The organism is Corynebacterium sp. HMSC055A01, from assembly GCF_001809405.1.
Taxonomy (GTDB): domain Bacteria; phylum Actinomycetota; class Actinomycetes; order Mycobacteriales; family Mycobacteriaceae; genus Corynebacterium; species Corynebacterium hesseae.
This window is the reverse complement of record NZ_KV797598.1, coordinates 133,052-155,843: the sequence shown is the minus strand read 5'-3', so window position 1 is coordinate 155,843 and position 22,792 is coordinate 133,052. Positions and strand designations below refer to the sequence as shown.

The window sequence follows — 22,792 nt, the reverse complement described above, 5'->3', positions numbered from 1 at the left end:
CATCATGCAGGCGGATTCCTTTATGATGAGCCCCGGCGATACTGCATTTTATGAATTGCGATATCTCTTTTGAGCACATCTCGAAGTCTTTTGGTCGGCAACGAGTCCTCGATGATGTTTCCTTCCACATCTCCCCTGGCCGCGTGCATGCGCTCCTCGGGCGCAACGGGGCAGGAAAATCAACAATCTTCTCCATCCTCTTAGGCCTCCTGCCTCCTGACTCGGGCTCCATCAGCGTGGCGGGCCAACCTTGGAACCGCAATGTGCTTCGCCGCATTGGTGCCTCAGTGAACGGGCCAGCCTTTTATGGTCATCTGTCTGCCGCGGCGAATCTTCGCGTTCACGCTCGACTTCTGGGGCTTCCCGACTCTGAGATTGACCGGGTTCTCTCCATCGCTGGGCTCAGCGGCGTTGGCTCCAAGAAGGCGAAATCCTTTTCCACTGGTATGAAGGCCCGCCTAGCGTTAGCGCAAGCTCTCCTCGGCGATCCAGAGGTTCTTGTTCTTGATGAGCCCCAGAATGGCCTCGATCCCCAAGGAATCATGGAATTGCGAGAGCTACTACAACAACTAGCCGCGGCTGGGCACACCGTTATCGTCAGCTCCCACCAGCTTGGAGAGGTCCTGCACCTTGCCCATGACATCACCGTCTTGGCCGAGGGTACGATTCGCTATTCCGGTTCCCTGCACGAGCTAGCTCCACGTGGTCAGTTGGAGGAAGAATTCTTCCGACTTACCTCACCGAGCCACCCCTCCCAAGCGCCTACCAACCGGGAAGGAGAGTCACGTGCCTAAGCACACTACTGCCCCTCGCCCGAGTTACCTTTCAGCAGAACTACTGCGCAGCCGTGGAAGCGCCTTACAGTGGTTGCCTTTGCTGGCGCTACCGCTGGTCATCATGACAATCATTTTCTCCTCAATGGCCTCAGCACGCACTGATGCCACGGGCGTCTTGGCTTGGCAATCCTTGTTTGTTACCGGCATGTATTCCCCTCTTACTGGGCTGTTCGCTGCCATTCCAGAACGCCGCGAGACCATCACTCGCAGCGGCGGAACGCAATGGAGAAACCTCAACCCGCGTCTCGAGAATGCTGCCCGCTTTATCGTTGTCATTGTCAGCCTTGGGGTCTTCCATATTCTGAACTTTGGTGTTTCTTGGTTCGTTGTCGCTGCCCAGGGGCGGGAGAATCATGAACTTATCCTCGTAGCTGGGCTCTACTCCTTCCTTGGCGCGCTTGGCATTGCCGGGCTTTCCGCTGCCTGTGCCCGCCGACTGGGCTTCGGCTTAACGCTGGTAGCCGCGGCCCTATGGCAAATAATCAGCATCCTTCCGTGCACTGTCGAATCAGGCAGGTGGTGGGCCTTTCCCCCAGCATGGCCGCAACGATTGCTTCTGCGCGCATTGCGTATTCACCAGAACTCGGTGCCTCTTGAACCACAAGACCCACTTCTCACCAGCAGTCCACTACCGGCTTTCATATTGTGCGTCATCCTCGCCGTTCTCGGAGCATTAGCCGCAGTCTACACGCCGCGACGATACCGGCCAATGTTCTCGCTGCGACACCGTTTCGCGCGTTCCACAACGGCCCAGACTGATGCCGACGTTGCTAATACCACCATGGAAGAAGCCCAAGTATGGCAGCCAACGAGACACCCCCGTGCGGCGGCACAGTCCTCGCTGTGGTCCACGTTGCTAGGACTCCACCGTGCAGCTTTTAGCCCAGCGGTGTTCTCTTGCTTGATGCTCAGCATTCTGGCGCTAGGGTTTGTCGCCCTGCAATATCCCGCTAACTACGTCGAAGGTTTCTTTCACTACTTTCTGCTTCCGGTCGGCGCAGGTATCTTGCCGGTCCTCGTTTGGCCCCGTGTAGCTGATTCATGGCCGTTGGTCCATATGGAAACACGGTTCGGCACATCCGGGATTCTCCTCTGGTTCCTGTGTGTCATCCTGGCGGTATGCGCTGCCGCATACCTGGCCAGTGCGCTCGCAGGTGGCGATGTCGCGGCCCAGCTTCCGGCATTTCCCCTTACGGTTGGGGTGGGCTTTGCCATCGCGGCAGTATCACTCATCCTGGTGGTTCGCCTCGGCATTGTAAGCGCTATCGCCCTCAGCATCGTGGGGACTATCGTCTCCGTCACCTTAGGCGGCGACGTCTTGGCAGATACCGGTCTGTGGATACTCGCCTTCCCTGCTTGGCCCTTAGTTGCGTACTCGTCTCTGCGCTACGCCATCGCCATGACGCTGACTGTGGTGCTCTGTGCGGCTGCCGCGTTGCTCGCACGGCGTCTGCTCCACACGCGTGCGCTGTCTCCCCGCTAAAACTGACGAATCTGACAAAAGCAGTCTAGATTTTTCGATCTTGGCCCGTACTTTTGGCAGATCGGGCAGTTGCGCGTTTGAAGCATCCTGGCAAAGCTAGGTCGCAGACCGAGCAGGAGCCTAAAACAGCGAAACACCGCCCACGCCATGCAGCGAGGGCGGTGTTAGGTTTCCTAGCTCTTAGATTAGAGCTCAGAGACGTCAACGCGCTTCGGGTACACCACCGGGCGAGCGCCGGCGATTTCCTCGACGATGCGGATGACCTGGTTGGAGTAACCGAACTCGTTGTCGTACCACACGTAGAGCACGAGGTGCTTGCCGGAGGAGATGGTGGCGAGGCCATCGACCACACCAGCGTGGGTGGAGCCCACGAAGTCGGAGGACACAACCTCCGGGGAGGCGATGTAAGAGATCTGCTGGCGCAGGTCGGAGTGCAGGGAGACGTTGCGCAGGAAGTCGTTGACCTCGTCGCGGTCAGCTTCCTTCTCCAGCTCGAGGTTGAGCACAGCCATGGACACGTCCGGGGTGGGAACGCGGATGGCGTTGCCGGTGAGCTTGCCCTCAAACTCCGGCAGAGCCTTGGACACGGCCTTGGCTGCACCGGTTTCCGTGAGCACCATGTTCAGGCCGGCTGCGCGGCCGCGGCGGTCCCCCTTGTGGAAGTTATCGATGAGGTTCTGGTCATTGGTGAAGGAGTGTGCGGTCTCCACGTGGCCGTGTACCACGCCGTAGCGGTCGTTGATGACCTTGAGCACCGGGGTGATGCCGTTGGTGGTGCAGGATGCGGCGGAGAGGATCTGGTCGGAGTCCTCGATATCGCCGTGGTTGATGCCGTAGACGATGTTCTTCAGGTCGCCCTTACCCGGTGCGGTGAGCAGCACGCGAGCCACACCCTTGGACTGCAGGTGCTGGGACAGGCCCTCGCGGTCGCGCCAGACACCAGTGTTGTCCACAACGATGGCGTTATCGATGCCGTACTGGGTGTAGTCGATCTCCGCGGGGTTGTTGGCGTAAATCATCTGGATCTTGGTGCCGTTGGCCCAGATGACCTCGTTCTCCTCGTCGACGGCAATGGTGCCGTTGAAAGCACCGTGGACAGAGTCACGGCGCAGGAGGGAGGCGCGCTTGAAGATGTCAATGTCCCCCTTCTTGCGAACGACGATGGCGCGCAGGCGCACGCCACCATAGGCAGCCTCACGGGCAATCAGAATGCGGGCCAGCAGGCGGCCGATGCGGCCGAAGCCATAAAGCACGACGTCGGTGGATTCCTTGTCCACGCCAGCGCCGACGAGATCCACGAGGGTCTCCTCGAGGTAGTTGCGCAGGTTATCGGAGCCGGACTCCTGGAAGCCAGTGGCCAGGCGACCCAAGTCGATGGAAGCGGTGCCCAGGTTCATCGAGCACAGTTCCTTGAGGATGGGCAGGGTCTCTGCGGTGGAAAGCTCACGCTCAGCGATGCGGCGGGCGTAGCGGTGCGCCTTGATGATGTCGATATCGGTCACACCGATGAGCAGGCGGCCGTAGATAGAGGTGACAACGTTGTTATTGCGGTGCAGCTGGTGGATGAGCGGGATCATCTCTTGGGCCAGCTCCAGGCGCTCGTTCCAATCCTCGTGCCCAATGTGCGCGTTCGAAGTCACGTACTTTGTATCCTTTACTCGTCAAAAAGGGTGTAAAACTATGTCCATTCGTAAATCTTAACCCCTATTCATGCCCGTTTGGGTGTAGTTGCGCGAGGATCTCCGCCACACTACCCCCGCCGATTTTCTCCACGTCGACGCCCACGAGGCAATAGTCCACGTCGGCGTCGAGCTGCGCACGACGCGGTTTCAGCAACGCGTTGAGATAGGGGTAGACCAAAGGCAGGTCCGGGTGTGCCCGTGTGTAGGCGGTCTCCAGCCCACGGGCGTAGCGCCCGGAGAATGCGCGGGTCGACACCGTCCGGCCGCCGCGGCGCAGAAGGCCACGGTTGTGCTCACTCGTTCCGGCTTCATCGGACAGCAAGAAAGCAGAGCCGCAACTGACTGCCTCTACCCCCGGCCACGCCAAGGCCTCGGCGACATCCTCCCTAGTTCGCAGCCCACCCGCGGCAATGAGCGGGAGATCCGTGACTTGATGCACCGCCGCAACAAGTTCTTTAAGCGGGCGCTGGTCGGGTTCCGCACTCGGGTCCCACACTCCGCGGTGTCCCCCGGCTTCAGGCCCCTGCACGCACAACACATCGACGCCGCGCGCGGCCGCGGACTGCGCCTCCTCCGGGGTGGTGACCGTGGTCCACGCCTCAGCCCCAGCGGCGTGGATGCGCGCTACGTCCGCCTCCTCAAACACCCCGAACATCGACCACAGCACCGCTGCCCCACCATCCAGCGCGGCGTCGAGCTTGTCCTGCCAACCGAAGTCCAGGGGGACGTCGCCAAGCACGGCGTCCTCTTCTGCGGCAAGAGACCGTGCAGCCGCGAGCTCCGATTCTGTCAGCTCCCTCTGCGGATAAAAGAGGTTGACGCCGAAGCGCGTGCCGGCGCACGCAGCGATGGCCTCCCGCGCGGCGTCGACCGAAGAGCTCCCCAGACCCAGCGCGCCAAAGGAACCGGCGGCCTCAGCGGCGGCAACCAGTTCAGGCGTGGTGGGCCCACCGGCCATCGGGGCAGGTAGGACGGGACAGGTGATAGCCTCAAGAAGTTGACTCATGGTCCCCCAGCCTAAAGAAAAACCATCAAGGGAGTTGTTGTGTCCGCCATCCGTGACTTTTTCACCCGCCTCTTTAGCCGCGCCGATGAAGCGCCGAATAAGAAGGCAAAGAAGGCCGCCGCCCCCAGACTAAACCCAGCGGATCTTAGCGCCGAGTGGCTCATCGTGGGATTGGGCAATCCCGGCGCGAAATACGCAGCTACCCGTCACAACGTAGGATACATGGCGGTGGATGACCTCCTCGCGGATTCCGGCGACATGCTTGAGCCTGTTACCGGTCACCAGCTCAGCGCCGCACAGCTCGAGCTCGGGGGCACGAAGGTCGTGGTTTTGCGTTCACACACCTACATGAATCTCTCCGGCGATCCCATCGCACCCTTGGCCACGCAGCTGGGGGTTGCGGCAGAAAACATCATCGTCATCCACGACGAGCTCGACCTACCCGCCGGCAAGGTGCGCATTAAGAAGGGCGGCAACGAGAATGGCCATAACGGCTTGAAGTCGCTGAGCGAGCGCCTGGGCACGCGCGATTATCTGCGCGTGCGTGTGGGCATCGGGCGCCCGTCCAAGGGTGGTTCCATTCCGGACTGGGTGCTCGCGCCTGTCGACGCCAGCGCTGCCCTCGATTCCACCATCGCCACCGCTGCTGAGGCCGCCCGCCTCATCGTGACAGAGGGACTCAGTAAGGCCCAACAGGAAATCCATTCCCGGGCTAAATAAACCCCGGCGCGGCCGCGCTCAACGCCCTACACTGTCCAAGTATGAGCCGCGCGAGCAAGAACCTGCCTTCTAATCATGACCCTCGAACAATTGTCATTACCGGTGCTTCGAGCGGGGTGGGCGCGGCCGCTGCCCGCATTCTTCACCAGCGCCGCCCGCAGGATTCGCTCGTGCTCGTGGGCCGGAATCCGGAAAAGACGCAGGCCGTAGCCGAAGAAATTGGTGCGGCCTTTCACGTGGCCAACTACGAGTCTTTGGGCCAGGTTCGCCGCCTCGCGGAAGAGCTGAGCCAGTACCCGCAGATCGATGCCTTGGGCAATAACGCCGGCGGCATGTTCGACGGCCCCTTCGCCACCGCCGATGGCTTCGAGCGCACGTGGCAGATCAACGTTGTGGCGCCTTTTCTTCTGACCTCTTTATTGCGCGATACCCTGCGGGCCAGCGATGCCACCGTGGTGCAGACCGCCTCGTTGGCCAACGTCCTGTATTCCGCTTTCGACCCCGGTGACCCAAATACCTTTGAAAAATTCACCGCGGAGCGCGCTTACGGCAACGCCAAGTTGGGCGATATTCTTCTGACCCGCTACCTCGACTCACATGGTCTGACCTCCGTGGCCTTCCACCCGGGCGTGTTGAATACTGGCTTCGGGCAGAACTCAACGAGTAGGACGAGCAAGCTGTATTCGACCACTGCAGCCAAGCATTTCTTGGGCAAGGCGGACAAGGGCGGCGAGAACCTTGCTTATTTCCTCAGCGGCACTCCGGGCATCCATTTCAATTCCGGCGAGTACTACAACAACAAGCGCAAGCCAGGCCTGCAGAGGCCGATTGCGAAGAAGCTCTCGGTGGCGCGGCGCGTCTTCGATGATTTGGGCCGCCAGCTCAATGTGGAGTGGTAACAGCCAGCGGCTAAACTAGCCCGCATGAGTATTGCCTCCGAAGCTTCCCGCCGCCGCACATTCGCCGTCATCGCCCACCCGGATGCTGGTAAGTCCACGCTGACGGAGGCGCTGGCACTTCACGCGCACGTCATCAACGAAGCTGGCGCGGTGCACGGCAAGGGCAACCGCAAGTCCACGGTCTCTGACTGGATGGAGATGGAGAAGGAACGCGGCATTTCCGTGGCCTCCTCCGCGCTGCAGTTCGAATACGCCCCAGAGGGCCACGAGAGTGAGCCCTACATGATCAATCTGGTGGATACCCCGGGCCACGCGGACTTCTCGGAGGATACCTACCGCGTGCTCACGGCGGTGGATGCTGCCGTCATGCTTATCGACGCCGCCAAGGGCCTCGAGCCGCAGACCCTCAAGCTCTTCCGCGTGTGTAAGGCCCGCGGCCTGCCGATCATTACGGTGATCAACAAGTGGGACCGCGTGGGACGGGAACCGCTGGAGCTTGTCGATGAAATCGTGAACGAAATCCAGCTACAGCCCACCCCGCTGTACTGGCCGGTGGGTATCGCCGGTGACTTCCGCGGCTTGGCCCACATCAACGATGACGGCGAGGCCGACGAGTACGTGCACTTCCTGCGCACCGCAGGTGGTTCCACTATCGCCCCTGAGGAGCACTACGCACCTGAGGATGCAGCCGCGAAGGAAGAGGATGCCTGGGAGACGGCCGTGGAGGAAGCAGAGCTGCTGGCAGCCGATGGCGCTCTGCACGACCAGGAGCTCTTCGAGCAGTGCGTGACTTCCCCGCTCATCTTCGCCTCCGCGATGCTGAACTTCGGCGTGCACCAGATCCTGGATACGCTGTGCGCCATCGCCCCGGCTCCGCGCTCGCGCGAGTCAGATCCCCAGGCCATCGAGGCCGCTACCTCCGCCATCGACAAGGTACGTGAGGTCACCGATGACTTCGCGGGCGTCATCTTCAAGGTGCAGGCGGGCATGGACCGCAAGCACCGCGATAACTTGGCCTTCATGCGCGTGGTCTCCGGCGAGTTTGAGCGCGGCATGCAGGTCAACCATGCGCAGTCTGGGCGCAGCTTCTCCACTAAGTACGCTCTGACGGTCTTCGGCCGCACGCGTGACACCGTGGATACGGCTTACCCGGGTGACATCGTGGGCTTGGTCAATGCCGGTTCCTTGGCACCTGGTGACACGATTTACACGGGCAAGAAGGTGCAGTTCAAGCCCATGCCGCAGTTCGCGCCGGAGGCATTCCGCATCCTGCGCGCGAAGTCTTTGGGTGACTACAAAGCATTCCGCAAGGGCTTGGACCAACTGGCTGCGGAAGGCGTGGTCCAGATTCTGCGCAACGATACGCGTGGCGATGCCGCCCCGGTCATGGCTGCGGTGGGCCCCATGCAGTTCGAGGTCATGCAGGCTCGCATGGAGGTCGAGTACAACGTGGAGACCATCACCGAGTCCATCCCCTACTCGGTGGCCCGCCGTACCGACGCCGAATCCGCGCCCGAACTGGGCCGCCAGCGCGGCGTAGAAATCTTTACCCGCAGCGACGGCGAGCTCATCGCGCTCTTTGGTGATAAGTGGAAGCTGGCCTTCATTGAGAAGGAGCACCCGGAGCTCACCATCGAAACACTTGTGGCGGATTAGTTTTCACGCCCTTGTCGGGTGACCCACCTCACGGTACGATTATATAGAAATCCGTACACCTTTAGGTAGGTCACCATGAGCTCTCCCCTCACCGGCATTTCAGTCCTTTTCCTCGGAGGCATCGGCCCCGGTCCCTTCGCTGCGATGATGCTTGCGGACATGGGCGCTAGTGTTACCCGCGTGGTCCGCCCAGGTAATCCTCCCGCCGTGGTCCCGCACAGCATCCTCTACCGCGGGCAAGAGGTTCTGGAGGCGGACCTTAAGGACCCGGTGGACGTCGACAAGCTGCGCGAAACCTTGACCACAACGAACATCCTCATCGAAGGATTCCGCCCCGGCGTGGCTGAGCGCCTTGGTCTAGGCCCTAAGGAGGCGCAGGCGATCAACCCGGCGCTGGTCTACGGGCGCATCACCGGCTGGGGCCAATCCGGCCCGCTGGCCCACACCGCCGGCCACGACATCAACTACATCGCGGTCTCAGGTGCGCTGCACCCCATCGCAGGCAGCGACGGAGCACCCGTTCCGCCGGTCAACTTCCTCGGGGACTTCGGCGGCGGCTCGATGTATTTGGTAACAGGACTTCTCGCGGGCGTCCTGCAGGCGAAGAACACCGGCCGTGGTTGCGTGGTGGATGCCGCTATTGTCGACGGCGCGGCCAACCTCACCGCCATGCTGCATGCCTTCCGTGCCAAAGGCCAATGGCAGGAACGCGGGACAAACCTTCTAGACGGAGGTGCACCATTTTATAGCGTCTACCGCACAGCTGATGAAAAGTGGATGGCCGCCGGTGCCATCGAGCCACAGTTTTATGCGCTCATGGTGGAAGGCCTTGGGCTTGAACAGGAACTAAGTGGCTACGAACAAAATGACCGCGACGCCTGGCCAACCATGAAGGAGATCATCGCGCAGCGCTTCGCGGAAAAGACACAAGCGGAATGGATCGATATCTTCCGCGGCAGCGACGCCTGCGTCACGGAGGTCGTCTCCCCCGAGGACGTTCTGGCGCACCCGCACCTTGCCGCGCGAGAAACCTATGTGGAAAGCGCGGGCCACACGGAGCCTAGCGCGGCCCCGCGCTTTCTCTAGCTCAGGCCGGGGATGAGCGCGTTGACGCCGAGCATCAACGCCAGCGTTGCCAGCGGAATGATGATGGTCACCACGGCAACATCCTTATAGGACAGTCGGTGCGTCATGCTGCAGACAATCAGCATGGTAAGCACCGCGCCGTTGTGCGGCATGGAATCGAAAGATACCGAGGCCATCGCGGTCACGCGGTGCATCAGCTCAAGGCTGATTCCTTGCTCTGTGGCCAGCTGCGCCAGCTGGTCTCCCAAGGTCTGCATCGTGATAGACAGACCACCTGAGGAGGAGCCGGTGATGCCGGAGATGACGGCGGTGGACACTGTGGAAACCACCAAGGCGTTATCGGAGATTCCCATCATGTTGCTTTTGACCACGCTAAAGACAGCCAGTGCGGCAATCACCGCGCCATAGCCAACCTCCGAGGCGGTGGTGAGGCACGGAAGGATTGCGTTCTTGGCGCCATCGGAGAATTCCTTAATGGACTCGGCGGCGCGCTTGGGGAACATCGCCACGATGACGAACACCGCGCAGGCCAAAGCGACCGTCGGTGACCAGATGCCCAACAGCGCATCGAGGTTGGTCTCACCGTATTTCTCTTCGGCTAAGTAGGAGGTGTCCAGCACTTTCGACACCCCGTAGACCATGGCGAAGTTGACCGCGATGACAACGGCGATGGGCACCAGACCCAGCAAACCCTGCACCTGGACAGAAGGCTCGGTTTCAGCCCTGGCGTGGGTGGCTACCCGGCCACCGGAGTTGGTGTCGAAGGATTCACCACCGATTTCTACACTTGCTTCTTCCCCGCTGTCGCCGATTCCCTCGGGTGTTTCGATGACCTTCCCGTCGGCATCGAGCGGCTCAAACGTCTCACCTTTCGCGCGGAGGGTTCGCACGCGGTATTCGAGCCAGGCGGTTCCCGCCGCCAGCATGAGGGCGGAAGAAATGAGGCCGAAGAGCGGCGCCGCATAGACGTTGGTTCCGAAGTAACTGGTGGGAATGGCATTGTGGATCTGCGGCGAACCGGGAAGCCCGGCCAGCGCGAAGGTGATGGTTCCCAAGGCAATCGCACCAGGCATGAGCCGTTTGGGGATCCCAGACTCCTTAAACAGAGCGGTCGCGATGGGCACGATGGTGAAAGCCACAACCCACGCGGACACACCGCCGTAGGTAAGCAATGCGGTGGCGACGACCGTCGAGAACATCGCTCGCTTAGGCCCGAATAGCGCGGTAATTCCGCGCGCTAGGTAACGGGCCAGCCCCGTGGATGTCATCAGGTACCCAAAGATTGCCCCGAAGAGGAAGAGCGGGAAATACTTGGTCACGAAGTTTCCGGCTGCCGGCATAAAGATCTGGGTATAGGTGGCCAGGATAGGCTCGCCGGAAAAGAGCACCGCGATCAGCGCCGCGAAGGGAGCGACGACCACCACGGAGTGCCCGCGATAGGCCATCACGACGAGGAAAATCAGGGAGAGAATCACCCCGATGAATGAGATAACCATTGTTTCTACCTCACAGTCTTGGTCATCTGAGGCAAGAGGACGAATCGCCCTTCCTGCGCATGCGGCGCCGGTACCATGTCCCCTATGGAAGAGAAAGCAGCCTCGACGCGGGAGAGGATTCTCGAGTGCTCACGCGAGCTTTTCAGTGAGCGGTCCTTCTCCCAGGTGTCGATGAAGGACATCGCCGAAAAAGCGGAAGTGTCCGTCGCGCTGATCGTGAAGCACTTCCACAACAAGGAAGGGCTTTTTGAGGCCACGGTGGATTTCACCGCTTCCTCGGCGGCGCTCTTTGCCGGCCCTTTCAGCGAGCTAGGCCGCACCGCGGTGGTGGAGACCCTCACCGCGCCGCATAACGCCCCATACTCCATGGCCCGTACGATTTCGGTCGCGAGCGGGGACTATCAGACGCTCGGAGCTATTGGTAAGAGAATTAAATCCGACTTGCTGGAGGTCTTGGCCTCCCGGATTCGTGAGGAATCCGGACGCCAAACACCTTCGCCAGAGCTGCGAGCCCAATCCGCGCTGGCCCTGCTCATGGGCTTGTCCTTCATGCGGCGCTTCGGTGATACCGAGTTCGCGGCCTTCTCAACCGAAGAACTCATCGAGTACTATGCCCCGCTGCTGCAGGGCATCCTCGACGGGGACCAAACACCCTAGTTTTCAGGCGTTTCTAATCTTAGGATTCGCCCTTGGAACGGACCTCGGAGATGATGGCGGAGAAATCAAGTCCGCCATGGCCTTCATCCACGAAGGAGGCGTACTGCTCCTCCGCAATCCGGCCCAGGACGGTGTCGGTCTTGGTGTCTTCCGCCGCGGCCATGGCCAGCTTGAGATCCTTAAGCATGAGGGCAGAGGCGAAGCCGGGTTTAAAGTCATTGTTGGCCGGCGAGCTCGGCACGATATCCGGGACGGGGGCGTTGACGGACAGCGACCACGAGTTTCCGGTGGCGTTGGAAACGACGTCGTAGAAGGCTTGGTGATCTAGGCCCAAGCGCTCGCCGAGGACGAGGGCTTCAGCCAACACAATTTGCTGGACCGCGAGGATCATGTTGTTGCATGCCTTGACTGCTTGGCCGTTGCCGATGTCACCGCAGTGGGTGACGGACTTGCCCATGATGTCGAGCAGCGGCTTGACCTTCCCAAAGTCTTCGGCTGTGCCGCCGACCATGAAGGCAAGCGTTCCCGCGGCGGCACCGGCGATGCCCCCGGAGACCGGTGCATCAAGGAAGGCGGAGCCTGCCTTGCTCACGGTGTCCGCGAGCTCGCGGGCTTCCGCGACCGCGATTGTGGAGACATCAACGTAGGTCTTCGCGTCCTCGTTTGCTGCGAGGACCGATTCGAGCACCTGCTTGACCAGCCCACCGTTGGGCAAGCTGGTAAACACTACCTCGGCGCCCTGCGCGGCTTCTTCCGCAGTTTCGATGATGGTGATCCCTTGCTCGGCGGCACGGTCTCGGGCTTCTTCCACGACGTCGAAGCCGCGAACCTCATGCCCAGCCTTCGCCAGGTTGGCGGCCATGGGGCCGCCCATATTTCCCAATCCGATGAAAGCGATAGTCGTCATTGTGTTCTCTCCTTACATGACCGGCATGGTGAACTGGGGACCTGCGGAGTCATCACTAGGCCAGCGCGAGGTGACGGTCTTAGTCTTGGTGTAGAAGCGGAAGGAATCCGGACCGTGCTGGTTGAGGTCGCCGAAACCAGAGGCCTTCCAGCCACCAAAGGTGTGGTAGGCAATCGGCACCGGAATCGGGACGTTGACGCCCACCATGCCGACCTGGACGTTCTTGCAGAAGTCGCGGGCCGCGCCACCGTTCTGGGTGAAGATGGCGACGCCGTTGCCGTACATATGGTCATTCGGGTAAGAAACGGCCTCTTCCAGAGTTTCGGCACGGACCATGACCAGCACGGGGCCGAAGATCTCCTCGCTGTAGATAGACATGTCTGCGGTGACGTTGTCGAAGAAGCTCGGACCGGAGTAGAAGCCATCAGCAAGGGAATCCTCGTTGAAGGTCTTGTCGGACATGTCCAAGTCGCGGCCGTCGGTAAGCAATGTTGCGCCTGCTTCCACGCCCTCGGCGATGAGTCGGTGGACACGGTCGCGCGCCTCCGCGGTGACCAATGGGCCATAGTCGGCCTCTGGGTCGAGGCAGTGGCCCACCTTGAGCTCCGGAATCTTTGCCAGGATGGCATCGCGCAGGCGGTCTGCCGTCTCCTGCCCCACCGGAACCACGACGGACAGTGCCATACAGCGCTCACCGGCGGAGCCGAAGGCAGCGCCCACGATGGCGTCGGCGGTGGCGTCGATGTCGGCGTCGGGAAGCACAATGGCGTGGTTCTTTGCGCCACCGAAGCACTGGGCGCGCTTGCCCGTGGCCGCGCAGCGCTCGTAGATGTACTGCGCAATCGGCGTGGAACCAACGAAGCCCACGGCCTTAATCGTCTCGGAATCGAGGATGGCATCGACGGCCTCCTTGCCGCCGTGCACAACGTTGAGAACACCGGCGGGGCCGCCGGCCTCAATGAAGAGCTCCGCCAGGCGAACCGGCACGGAGGGGTCGCGCTCGGAGGGCTTGAGCACGAAGGCATTGCCCGCCGCCAGGGCCGGGCCGGCCTTCCACAACGGAATCATGGCCGGAAAATTGAATGGAGTGATTCCCGCTACCACGCCGAGCGGCTGGCGCAGCGAGTAGGTATCGATGCCGGTGCCGACCTCCGAGGAGTACTCGCCCTTGAGCTGGTGCGGCGCACCGAGGGCAAACTCCAGAACGTCGACGCCGCGCAGCACATCGCCCTTGGCATCCGGGAAAGTCTTGCCGTGTTCGAGGGAGAGCTGGGTGGCCAGCTCATCCATGTTGGCATGGATGAGGCGGATCCACTCCATGATGATGCGGATGCGCTTCTGCGGGTTCAGCGCCGCCCAACCCGGCTGGGCCTTAGCGGATTCCGCAATGACGCTGTCCACGTCGGCCTTGTTCGCCAAGGCCACCGCGGCCTGCTCCTTGCCGGTCGAAGGATTCAGCACAGGCTGGGTATTGCCCGATGTCCCTTCAAACGTTTCTCCGTTGACGTAGTGATACACAGTGCGCATGGCGCGTCTCCTTCCTGGAACCTCCGGCTCCCTGTATGGCTTGGGTCACACACTAACGTTGGACAACAACCTCCCGCCATAGAAATTGAGATACAGAACACGATTCACCCCCTGCAGTGATTTGCCATACACGTAATGTCCAGCGCTTTTGTGAATACCCTCCCCAAGGCCCTGTGGGGTGAATGCCGTTCACCTGTCCTGAGCTCAACGTAGCGTTGGCTAAGGTGATGGCATGGACCACATGGAGCAGCCCACGGCTACCGCGCACACCGGCCCCGAGCCGCAGAATTGGGAAGCCGATGTCATCCTCAACGACGGCGACATCGCCACGCTGCGCCCTATCACACCCGCCGACCGCGACGCCATCCGCGCCTTCTACGACCGCGTCTCGGATCAATCAAAGTACTTGCGCTTCTTCGGCACGCACCCCGCGCTAACCGACGATGACCTAGACCGCTGGCTCCACACGGATGGCTATGACAAAGTCACCCTCGTCATGGTGGAACGCGGCAACATCGTGGCCGTTGCCGGATACTCCATTGTCGAGCAGTTCCTACCCTCGCGGGTGGGCGATGTCTCCTTCCTTGTCCAAGATTCCCACCACGGAAAAGGCGTGGCTAATATCCTGCTCGAGCACCTCGCAGAAATTGGACGCGAAGGAAAAGTGGAGCGCTTCTTCGCGGAGATGCTGACGCAGAACCGCAGGATGGTGCAGGTTTTCGTACGCGCAGGGTATTCCGCGAAGCCGGAACTCGAGGACGGTTTCATCCGGGTGGATTTCCGAATAGCGCCGAATGAGAACTCCCGCGATGTCATGGAGCGCCGCGAGCTGCGTGCAGAAGCGAACTCGATCCACCGTTTGCTCAACCCACGCTCCGTGGCGGTAGTCGGAACGCTGTCCAGCAAGCAGCTAGCTAGCGCCAACTTCGCCGGTACATTACGCCACCTTCACGGCGTGGAGGAGCTCAACACCCTCGATGAGCCGGTGGATCTCGTCGTCATCGAGTTCCAAGGCCACGGCGGCGCGGAAGCTATGCAGGCTGCTGCCGCTGCCGGTGCCAAAGGAGTAGTCCTCATCTCCCGCAGCCAAAATCCCAACCTCTCCCCCGACCAGGCTCGCGACATCGTGCTCGCGGCTAGGGACTACGGCCTGCGAGCCCTTGGCCCAGCTGCGCTAGGCCTTATCAACACAGACACGGCTGTTCGCCTCAACGCAAGCCCCGCTCCCATGCCACGTGCGGGACAGGTGGGCTTGTTTACTCAGTCGGCGGGTGTGGCGACGCTAGCTCTGTCTCATGCACTGCAGCTCGGATGCGGCCTAAGCAATTTCATTGCCGCCGGTTCCTTCGCTGACGTCACAGGCAATGACGTCATGCAATTCTGGAGCCAAGATGAGAACACACGAATTTGTTTGCTCTCCCTCGACTCGATTGGTAACCCGCGCAAATTTTTCCGGGTGCTGCGCCGCCTAGCGCTGGACAAGCACGTCGTCGTTTTCTTGCCCTCCCGGGCTCTGAAGTCGGCCCGCCACTACGCGGTGGAGGGACTATCGGCAGCGAGCCCGGCTGCGCTCGACGAGATCATTCGCTGCACCGGGGCAATGGTGGTCACCCGCCGCGATGCCATGCTCGACATCGCTCAGCTCCTCGCGCGCCAACCCGTTCCGCAGGGCCGCCGCATCGCGGTGATGTCGAATTCCTCCGGCCTCACCGCGCAGATGGAACAGGCTGCCTGGCGCTTCGGGCTGCGCCCGCACGCCACCACCGTCGTCGACGACCCCGCCCCCGCCATCACGGAGCAGGCCCGGCGCGCCCTAGAGGATCCGGGTATCGACGCGGTGCTGTGCGCCGTCGTGGAAGTTGGTGAGTTCATCCTCAAGGAGGCCTACGTAAATCTGTCCCGGTTGGCGGCAACGACGACGGATACCCCGCTCATCGCCAGCTTCGTGGGTTTTGATATCCCCGATTTCCGCACCGCCGAGGGCCCAGAGGCACCCGGCCAGCTTCCCGTCTTTGGCACCTACGCCGACGCCATTGAGGCTTTGGCCACCATCATCGATAATGAACGCCGCCGCGCCCTAGCCCGCCCCAATCCTTCCGATGAGTTCGCCAACAGCGCGGGCCTTGCAGAAGCGCGCGGTGTGGTCGCGGAGGTTCTGACCGATTCCCCCACGGGACGCTGGGCCACCGACGAAGAGTGCGCGCGAATCCTTAAAGCTTATGGCATAGAGATCGTCCCTTGGGCCCCGGTGCGCACCCTCGACGAAGCAATCGCGGCCGGTCGCGATTATGGCTGGGATGTCGTCCTCAAGTGCAGCTCGCAAATGGTGCGGGGCCGCTCGGAGCTGCCCACCGTCGTGCGCAGCATCCATGACGAAGAATCCATGGTGCGCGCGTGGACCACCATCACCCAGCTCACGCGCGATCTCCACTTGGGCGAGGATCCGGCCATTCTCATCCCAGTTGTTCAACGCATGGTCACAGCCGGCGCCTCTCTCACTGTGCGCGCCATCGAAGATCCCGTTGTTGGGCCCATGATTTCCGCCGGATTCTCCGGTCTACCCTCGGATCTTTTGGGAGACGTCGAGTGGCGCGTGCCCCCGCTTCGTCGCACCGATGCACTCGACATGCTCAGCTGCCTCAAGGCTTCTCCCCTTCTTGCTGGTTACCGCGGCACCAAGGCTGCCAAGCTGCACCGTGTCGAAGAGGTCATGATGCAGCTGGCACAGCTCAAGGACGACATCGCTGCACTCGTCGATATTGAGCTTTCCCCCGTCATCGCCGGGGTAGCGCACACTGTTGTGGTGGGGGCTCGAATGCGCATCGCACCGCTCGGTGATGTCCGCGATCCTCTCGCGAGGTCCTTGTCATGAACCAGACGAAGCCTCTTCTTTTTGCCTCCGAGGAGATGCACCGCTATTCGCTGGGCCCAGGGCATCCGATGGGGCCGGATCGAGTCGCCGCAGCACTGTCGCTGGCCAAACACTTTGGGGTGCTGGAAGAATTCGACATCGAATGTCCCGCCCCGTTGAATACCTCCCACTTGGAGCTCGTTCACAGTCCTGATTACATCGCCGCCACCCGCGCCGAGGTGCCTTCCGCTCACTTTGGCTTGGGCACTGAAGACAACCCGATTAGCCACGGCTTATCGACGGTCGCCGCGCGCATCGCCGGTGGCACCCTAGCGGCCGCGCGCGCTGTGTGGGAGGGCCGTGCGCAGCGCGCCGTTAACCTTTCCGGCGGATTGCACCACGCCTTCGCCGACTCCATGTCAGGGTTCTGCATGTACAACGATGCTGCGATTGCCATCCGTTGGCTTAAGGCAAATGGCGCCCAACGCGTGGTGTACTTGGACTTGGATGCCCACCACGGTGACGGCGTCGAAAGGATTTTTTGGGATGACCCCAACGTGCTCACCATCTCGGTACACGAATCGGGACTCTATCTCTTCCCCGGGACTGGCTATGCACACGAGATTGGTGGTCAAGGCGCGGAAGGGACCGCGGTTAACGTGGCTCTGCCCCGCGGGGTGAGTGACGAGGAGTGGCTGCAAGTCATCCACGCGGTCGTCCCACCGCTCCTCAAGAAATTCCGCCCCGACTTCATCATTTCCCAACACGGTGCGGACCCGCACCGCTCTGATCCCCTCGCGGATCTGGAACTCACTATCGACGCGATGGCGCGGGCTTATCGCTCAGTGGCGGTGTGGGCGCAACAATTTGCAGGTGGGCGATGGGTCGCGCTTGGCGGCGGCGGATATCACGTCGACGCCGTTGCCCGCGCGTGGACCCAGGTGCTGGCCGCAGTCGCCGACGTTGAGCTCGCAGCTTCGGAACGGATGCCGAACGGCTGGGAGGGCTCGCCCACCATGGGTGATGAGGGTGCGTGCGCCGCCATTGGGGGCTTCGATCCCACCAAGGTCATGGCTGAAAAGCCGCACGCAGCGCTGGTGCAGACTACGCGCGCTGTCTTTCCCTATTGGGGCCTGCCGGCTTATGGCTAGGCCCCGTATCGGAGGGGCGTCGACAATGCGCGCGTAATGGGTGTCTTAGGGTTGATTCTCGTGATGAGGCCCTTAGCGTGGCGGCATACGCAGCGCACCATCCAAGCGAATCGTTTCGCCATTGATATAGGGGTTCTCGGTAATGGACACAGCTAAGGCGGCGAATTCCTCCGGCTTTGCCAGCCTTGCTGGGAAAGGCACGGTGGCCTCGAGCTGCTCGCGGAACTCCGGAGTGATCTGTTCCATCATCGGGGTAGCTACGACGCCCGGCGCGATGGCATTGACACGGATTCCCAACGAGGCGAGATCCCGAGCCCCGGTAATCGACAGGGCAGCCACCGCGCCCTTCGACGCCGCGTAGGCCGCCTGGCCAACCTGCCCTTCGAAGGCCGCGACGGAAGCGGTGTTGATGATGACTCCGCGCTGGCCGTCTTCGTCGAGTGGTTCTGCCTGGGCCATCGCCTCGGCGGCTGCGGTCATGACGTGGAAGGTTCCCATGAGGTTAACGTTGATCGTCTTAGAAAACAGCTCCGGGTCGTGGGGGCCTTTTCGCCCGAAGATGCGTGCTGAAGGGCAGATGCCTGCGCAATTCACCGCCACGCGCAAAGGCTTTTGCTTGGATGCGGCGAGAACCGCTTCGCGTACTGCGGCTGCATCGGTGACGTCAACTGCCGTGTAATTGATTCCGTTTTGTTTCTCCTCCGGGACGGACAGATCGAGCACGGTGACCGTGGCTCCGTGCTCCGCGAGTTCTGCGGCCGTTGCGGCCCCGAGGCCGGATGCACCGCCGGTAACGACGGCGGATGCTTCGTGCAGGTTCATGGTGTTTTCTCCTTTAATCACCGTGGGGTGTGGGGTTTGACAGGGCTGTTTAAACGAAAGCTGAAACGCCGGTGACAGCGCGGCCGACGATGAGCGAGTTGATGGCGTAGGTTCCCTCGTAGGTGAAGAGAATCTCGGCATCATCCATCATCTTCGACAAGTCGTATTCGGTCAGGATGCCGTTTCCTCCGCCGATGTTGCGGCCCGCGGCAGCGGATTCGCGCGCCAGGCGGGTGGTAGTTGCCTTTGCCAAGGCGGCAAAGGGCATTTCCAGCTTTCCTTGTTCTTGAACCTCTGCCAGCTGCGCCATCATGGCAAGTGACGCGGTGGCGTTGCCGAGGATGCGGGAAAGCTGCTCCTGGACCAACTGGAATTTGGCGATTGGCCTGCCAAACTGCTGGCGCTTGACCGCGTACTCGCGGGCCTTGTCGAAGATGCCTAGTTGCAAGCCGGCTCCCTGCCAGCCCACCCAGGCGCGCGAATAACACAGGAAGTCATTGACGTTGGCAAAGGATTCCGCACCCGGAATCAGGTTCTCGTGTGGGATGAGGACGTTGTCGAACTTAAGGTCCGCATTCTGCATGATGCGCAGGCCCATCTTGCGCGAAATCTTGCTGCGCGTTACGCCTTCACGGTCGAGTTCAACGATGAAGGCCTTAATCTCATTGTCTGCTTTATCCCGTGCGAAGGTGATAGCAAAATCGGCGAAGGTGCCGGCCCCGATCCAACGTTTCGCTCCATTGATGAGCCAGCCTTCAGCGGTGCGCTCTGCTGTGGTGGCAAGGCCACCGGCGATATCGGAGCCGTGCTCCGGTTCGGTCAACGCAAAGCAACCCACCTTGGTGAACTGGCGCAAACCTGCTAGCCAGGTGTCCTTTTGCTCTGGCGAGCCCAGCTTGTCGATGAGTCCGAGGACCAGCTCGTTGTGAATGCCCACCAAGGCAGACAAGGACACGTCCGCGCGGGTTACTTCCGCGTACACCAGCCCGCGGTAAAGGCGCGAGGTATCCGTGAGTTCAATTTCGCCCAAGCCCATCTCCGCCATGCGGGGAAGAAGATCGAATGGCAGCTCCTCACGGTCCCAGTATTCGCCTACGACAGGGCGAATCTCCGTCTGCAAGAACTCGTGGATCTCTGCTAAACGCGCCTGTTCCTCTGGGACGAGACGATCTGCCACCGCGAAAATATCAGCGTGGGGGTACTTAATGCTCTCCAAATGTTTCCCGCTGGGGTGTTGCGAACTAAGAATCGGCGGCATAGCTTTCTACCTTTCTAGCTGGGTTTTAAGGTCGATGTATGGGCTTTCTCCAGGCCACATACAAGCTCTTGGACTCAGGCATCAATGGGCTCTTCACATTGAATGAGTACGAATATACATCTTTCCGTACTCTTACGCGCCGTGTTCTATGATCATTGTGCGCAACAGACTGGGGAGAACGCACACAAATACCCCACATAGCCAGGACCACCGAGAGGCAGAAAGACTCATGACCCAACCACTCACGCCACGACAACGCGAGCTGTTCAATGCCCTCTTGCAGGACTTTCTAGCCGAGGGCTTCGAATCCTTTACCATCGACGGCGCAACGAAGCGCTACCAATGCTCAAAATCGACCATGTACGCATTAGGCCCATCCAGAGACGCGATCATTCGCCGCGTACTGGTTAGCTTCTTCAAAGAAATCACCCGTCGCACCGCAGTCACCACAGCGCCCACATACGCCCAAGCTCTTGAGAAATACTTCTCCTCGATGACCATTGCCCTGGAACCCGCGAGCCCTGAGTTCATGCGCGACCTCGCCTCTGACCCCGCCGCTCAGGAGGTGTATAGCCTCAACACGAGGAGAGCTACCGAGACTATCCACAAGCTACTCAGCCAGGGCGTCGAGGCTGGGGAATTCACCGCCGAGTACACCGACTTTGTCTCCCGCCTTATCCAGCGCTCAATGAGTGATATTCAGCAGGGCTTTTACTCAGACACCCTGGCCCCAGCAGAGGCCTACCACACCCTTGGCCAGCTCATTCTCCACGGAATTTCACTACGCTAACCTGCATCTTTCAAAGGCAGTTCAGAAAATCTCTAGCCATTACTTCGAACTCGAAGTAAAGTAGGCTGCGACCCACGTCACAGAGACGAACGGTTTGGGACACGGGCCATAGCCAGTGCGCCGTCCTTCCCCATTTGAGCACAAGCTAGAGGAGAACCAATGACCACGGTGACCGAACAATTCCAAGCAGCCCGCGACCTGCTGGTTTCTTATCAGACTGATTATGAAGCAGCCCGCAGCAACTTCGAATGGCCGCGCTTCGAGCACTTCAACTTCGCACTTGATTGGTTTGATCACCTCGCCACTGCGGAAGAGTCGAAGAACCGCGAGGCTCTCGTCATCTGTGAGACAGATGGCAGCAGCACCCGCCGTACCTTTGCTGAGATGTCAGCCCGCTCGGCACAATTGGCCAACTGGCTGGAGGCCCAGGGCGTCCAGCGCGGCGATCGCGTCATGCTCATGCTCAACAATCAAGTAGAGCTGTGGGAGTGCATGCTGGCCTGCATCAAGGCAGGCTTCGTTCTTAACCCGGCGACCGCAATGCTTGGCGCGGCTGATCTGCAGGACCGCACTGACCGAGCCAATATTTCCTGGGTTGTGGCCAATGCCGAGGACGCCGCCAAATTCCAAGACGTCAGCGGTGACTTCACCCTGATCCAGGTCGGTGATGAACCAGATGCACAGACAGCGCACCCCACCCTGCGCTATTCGGATTCTTTTACTGGCTCGGAAGAGTACACGCCGAAGCAGGAAACCAAGGCTGATGAGACTCTCCTGCTGTATTTCACCTCCGGCACTACGTCGAAGGCGAAGCTCGTCGAGCACACTCACACGTCCTATCCAGTGGGTCACCTGACCACGATGTACTGGATTGGCTTGGCGCCTGGCGACGTCCACCTCAACGTCGCCGCCCCCGGCTGGGCCAAGCACGCATGGTCAAACTTCTTCGCGCCGTGGATCGCCGGGGCCACCATCTTCCTATACAACTATGCGCGCTTCGACGCCGCTGCGCTCATGGACAAGATGGAAGAAGAAGGCGTCACCAGCTTCTGCGCGCCGCCAACGGTCTGGCGCATGCTTGTCCAAGCAGACCTGGGCCGTATGAAGACCCCACCGAAGAAGCTGGTTGCGGCTGGCGAGCCGCTCAACCCCGAGCTCATCAGCACCATTGCCAAGGCCTGGAACACAAACGTTCGCGATGGTTTCGGGCAGACGGAGACGACGCTGCAAATTGCCAACACCCCGGAGCAAAAGGTGAAGCCAGGCTCGATGGGGCGTCCGCTGCCAGGCTGGGAAGTCGTGCTCAAGGATCCCGCTACTGATGAGATTGGGGATACCGGAGAAATCTGCTTGAAGCTCGATCCCCGCCCAGTCGGCCTTACTGTGGGTTATTTCAATGACCCAGACAAGAACGCGGAAGTCTTCCGCGATGGTTACTACCACACGGGAGACACCGCGGAGCGCGATGAGGACGGCTACATTTTCTACATTGGCCGCGCCGACGATGTCTTCAAGGCCTCCGACTACCGTCTATCTCCTTTCGAACTCGAATCCGTTGTCATTGAACACCCGGCAGTTGCCGAGGTAGCGGTGGTTCCCTCCCCGGATCCCATCCGCCTCGCCGTGCCAAAGGCCTACGTCGCTCTCGCCGGCGGCTACGAGCCGACAGCGGAGACCGCCGAGTCCATCCTTAAGCACTGCCGCGATGGGTTGGCACCCTACAAGCGCATCCGCCGCCTCGAGTTCTATGAACTTCCGAAGACCGTCTCCGGCAAGATCCGCCGTGTAGATCTGCGCAAGCGCGAAAACGAGATCCACTCCGCTGACGGCGGCGAGACGAAGGCATCGACGGAATACGCGGATTCCGACTTTCCAGCTCTAAAGGGTTAACCCCACCGCCCTTCAGCAACGCAGGCCCCAGCCCACTGCTGGGGCTTTCGCATCTGCGACGCCATAATCCCCCGG

18 protein-coding genes are annotated in these 22,792 nt (G+C 60.9%); 11 read left to right on the top strand and 7 right to left on the bottom strand.

All coding sequences use genetic code 11. The annotated features are described in order from the left end of the window. Positions 1-50: 50 nt before the first annotated feature. Together HMPREF2604_RS13230 and HMPREF2604_RS13225 are read left to right on the top strand one after the other, a co-directional pair. A complete protein-coding gene (locus HMPREF2604_RS13230) occupies positions 51-794 on the top strand; it encodes an ATP-binding cassette domain-containing protein (RefSeq protein ID WP_070447115.1) in 744 nt (247 codons plus the stop codon). Further along, a complete protein-coding gene (locus tag HMPREF2604_RS13225) occupies positions 787-2,319 on the top strand; it encodes an ABC-2 family transporter permease (protein ID WP_070565797.1) in 1,533 nt (510 codons plus the stop codon). The genes HMPREF2604_RS13230 and HMPREF2604_RS13225 overlap by 8 nt, the downstream gene beginning before the upstream one ends. Positions 2,320-2,504: 185 nt before the next feature. Here the strand turns inward: HMPREF2604_RS13225 and HMPREF2604_RS13220 are convergent, their stop codons facing one another. Both HMPREF2604_RS13220 and HMPREF2604_RS13215 read right to left on the bottom strand, forming a co-directional pair. Then, positions 2,505-3,959: a glyceraldehyde-3-phosphate dehydrogenase gene (locus tag HMPREF2604_RS13220; protein ID WP_070565795.1), complete on the bottom strand. Its 1,455-nt coding sequence runs from the start codon at positions 3,957-3,959 to the stop codon at positions 2,505-2,507. Between the two features lie 64 nt (positions 3,960-4,023). Next, positions 4,024-5,007 (bottom strand): nitronate monooxygenase, encoded by a 984-nt coding sequence (locus tag HMPREF2604_RS13215; RefSeq protein WP_070565794.1) that lies wholly within the window; start codon positions 5,005-5,007, stop codon positions 4,024-4,026. Positions 5,008-5,046: 39 nt separating this feature from the next. On the opposite strand from HMPREF2604_RS13215, the gene pth reads away from it, so the two are divergent. From pth to HMPREF2604_RS13195, 4 genes are all read left to right on the top strand, one after another. Then, positions 5,047-5,727 carry an aminoacyl-tRNA hydrolase gene (gene pth, locus HMPREF2604_RS13210; protein ID WP_070565792.1) on the top strand — a complete coding sequence of 227 codons (681 nt, stop codon included), beginning with the start codon at positions 5,047-5,049 and terminating at the stop codon, positions 5,725-5,727. A gap of 41 nt (positions 5,728-5,768) precedes the next feature. Beyond that, positions 5,769-6,626, top strand: a complete 858-nt coding sequence (locus HMPREF2604_RS13205; RefSeq protein WP_070563471.1) for an SDR family NAD(P)-dependent oxidoreductase — start codon at positions 5,769-5,771, stop codon at positions 6,624-6,626. A 24-nt stretch (positions 6,627-6,650) separates the two neighbouring features. Then, the gene (locus HMPREF2604_RS13200) at positions 6,651-8,282 is read left to right on the top strand and encodes a peptide chain release factor 3 (RefSeq protein WP_070565790.1); all 1,632 of its coding nucleotides are present in this window, start codon (positions 6,651-6,653) and stop codon (positions 8,280-8,282) included. A gap of 75 nt (positions 8,283-8,357) precedes the next feature. After that, the gene (locus HMPREF2604_RS13195; RefSeq protein ID WP_070565788.1) at positions 8,358-9,368 is read left to right on the top strand and encodes a CaiB/BaiF CoA transferase family protein; all 1,011 of its coding nucleotides are present in this window, start codon (positions 8,358-8,360) and stop codon (positions 9,366-9,368) included. Here HMPREF2604_RS13195 and HMPREF2604_RS13190 read toward each other — a convergent pair. Next, entirely contained in the window at positions 9,365-10,864 is a 1,500-nt protein-coding gene (locus tag HMPREF2604_RS13190; protein WP_070563467.1) for a GntP family permease, read from the bottom strand. The two genes, HMPREF2604_RS13195 and HMPREF2604_RS13190, sit on opposite strands and share 4 nt — an antisense overlap. A 75-nt stretch (positions 10,865-10,939) precedes the next feature. On the opposite strand from HMPREF2604_RS13190, the gene HMPREF2604_RS13185 reads away from it, so the two are divergent. After that, positions 10,940-11,521, top strand: a complete 582-nt coding sequence (locus HMPREF2604_RS13185) for a TetR/AcrR family transcriptional regulator (RefSeq protein ID WP_070565786.1) — start codon at positions 10,940-10,942, stop codon at positions 11,519-11,521. 19 nt (positions 11,522-11,540) lie between these two features. Here the strand turns inward: HMPREF2604_RS13185 and mmsB are convergent, their stop codons facing one another. Further along, entirely contained in the window at positions 11,541-12,428 is an 888-nt protein-coding gene (gene mmsB, locus HMPREF2604_RS13180; protein ID WP_070529242.1) for a 3-hydroxyisobutyrate dehydrogenase, read from the bottom strand. A 12-nt stretch (positions 12,429-12,440) separates the two neighbouring features. Beyond that, positions 12,441-13,955 (bottom strand): CoA-acylating methylmalonate-semialdehyde dehydrogenase, encoded by a 1,515-nt coding sequence (locus HMPREF2604_RS13175; RefSeq protein ID WP_070529245.1) that lies wholly within the window; start codon positions 13,953-13,955, stop codon positions 12,441-12,443. A 232-nt stretch (positions 13,956-14,187) separates the two neighbouring features. On the opposite strand from HMPREF2604_RS13175, the gene HMPREF2604_RS13170 reads away from it, so the two are divergent. Next, on the top strand, positions 14,188-16,827 hold the full coding sequence (locus HMPREF2604_RS13170; RefSeq protein ID WP_070565784.1) for a GNAT family N-acetyltransferase: 2,640 nt from the start codon (positions 14,188-14,190) through the stop codon (positions 16,825-16,827). Then, a complete protein-coding gene (locus HMPREF2604_RS13165; protein WP_070565782.1) occupies positions 16,824-17,957 on the top strand; it encodes an acetoin utilization protein AcuC in 1,134 nt (377 codons plus the stop codon). The genes HMPREF2604_RS13170 and HMPREF2604_RS13165 overlap by 4 nt, the downstream gene beginning before the upstream one ends. Positions 17,958-18,029: 72 nt before the next feature. Here HMPREF2604_RS13165 and HMPREF2604_RS13160 read toward each other — a convergent pair whose 3' ends face one another. After that, positions 18,030-18,779 (bottom strand): SDR family NAD(P)-dependent oxidoreductase, encoded by a 750-nt coding sequence (locus HMPREF2604_RS13160; protein WP_070563453.1) that lies wholly within the window; start codon positions 18,777-18,779, stop codon positions 18,030-18,032. Between the two features lie 49 nt (positions 18,780-18,828). Next, complete coding sequence (locus tag HMPREF2604_RS13155) at positions 18,829-20,037, bottom strand: acyl-CoA dehydrogenase family protein (RefSeq protein WP_070565780.1); 1,209 nt, start codon at positions 20,035-20,037, stop codon at positions 18,829-18,831. Positions 20,038-20,266: 229 nt separating this feature from the next. On the opposite strand from HMPREF2604_RS13155, the gene HMPREF2604_RS13150 reads away from it, so the two are divergent. Both HMPREF2604_RS13150 and HMPREF2604_RS13145 read left to right on the top strand, forming a co-directional pair. Further along, positions 20,267-20,827: a TetR/AcrR family transcriptional regulator gene (locus tag HMPREF2604_RS13150; RefSeq protein ID WP_070563447.1), complete on the top strand. Its 561-nt coding sequence runs from the start codon at positions 20,267-20,269 to the stop codon at positions 20,825-20,827. Positions 20,828-20,986: 159 nt separating this feature from the next. Then, positions 20,987-22,717, top strand: a complete 1,731-nt coding sequence (locus tag HMPREF2604_RS13145) for an AMP-binding protein (RefSeq protein WP_070565778.1) — start codon at positions 20,987-20,989, stop codon at positions 22,715-22,717. The last annotated feature ends 75 nt before the right edge of the window (positions 22,718-22,792 follow it).

Bases quoted from the DNA above. Each gene is read 5' to 3' on its own strand.
- HMPREF2604_RS13230 (WP_070447115.1), top strand. From the start codon at position 51: ATGAATTGCGATATCTCTTTTGAGCACATCTCGAAGTCTTTTGGTCGG.
- HMPREF2604_RS13215 (WP_070565794.1), bottom strand. From the start codon at position 5,007: ATGAGTCAACTTCTTGAGGCTATCACCTGTCCCGTCCTACCTGCCCCG.
- HMPREF2604_RS13205 (WP_070563471.1), top strand. From the start codon at position 5,769: ATGAGCCGCGCGAGCAAGAACCTGCCTTCTAATCATGACCCTCGAACA.
- HMPREF2604_RS13200 (WP_070565790.1), top strand. From the start codon at position 6,651: ATGAGTATTGCCTCCGAAGCTTCCCGCCGCCGCACATTCGCCGTCATC.
- HMPREF2604_RS13195 (WP_070565788.1), top strand. From the start codon at position 8,358: ATGAGCTCTCCCCTCACCGGCATTTCAGTCCTTTTCCTCGGAGGCATC.
- HMPREF2604_RS13190 (WP_070563467.1), bottom strand. From the start codon at position 10,864: ATGGTTATCTCATTCATCGGGGTGATTCTCTCCCTGATTTTCCTCGTC.
- HMPREF2604_RS13185 (WP_070565786.1), top strand. From the start codon at position 10,940: ATGTCCCCTATGGAAGAGAAAGCAGCCTCGACGCGGGAGAGGATTCTC.
- mmsB (WP_070529242.1), bottom strand. From the start codon at position 12,428: ATGACGACTATCGCTTTCATCGGATTGGGAAATATGGGCGGCCCCATG.
- HMPREF2604_RS13175 (WP_070529245.1), bottom strand. From the start codon at position 13,955: ATGCGCACTGTGTATCACTACGTCAACGGAGAAACGTTTGAAGGGACA.
- HMPREF2604_RS13170 (WP_070565784.1), top strand. From the start codon at position 14,188: ATGGACCACATGGAGCAGCCCACGGCTACCGCGCACACCGGCCCCGAG.
- HMPREF2604_RS13165 (WP_070565782.1), top strand. From the start codon at position 16,824: ATGAACCAGACGAAGCCTCTTCTTTTTGCCTCCGAGGAGATGCACCGC.
- HMPREF2604_RS13160 (WP_070563453.1), bottom strand. From the start codon at position 18,779: ATGAACCTGCACGAAGCATCCGCCGTCGTTACCGGCGGTGCATCCGGC.
- HMPREF2604_RS13155 (WP_070565780.1), bottom strand. From the start codon at position 20,037: ATGCCGCCGATTCTTAGTTCGCAACACCCCAGCGGGAAACATTTGGAG.
- HMPREF2604_RS13150 (WP_070563447.1), top strand. From the start codon at position 20,267: ATGACCCAACCACTCACGCCACGACAACGCGAGCTGTTCAATGCCCTC.
- HMPREF2604_RS13145 (WP_070565778.1), top strand. From the start codon at position 20,987: ATGACCACGGTGACCGAACAATTCCAAGCAGCCCGCGACCTGCTGGTT.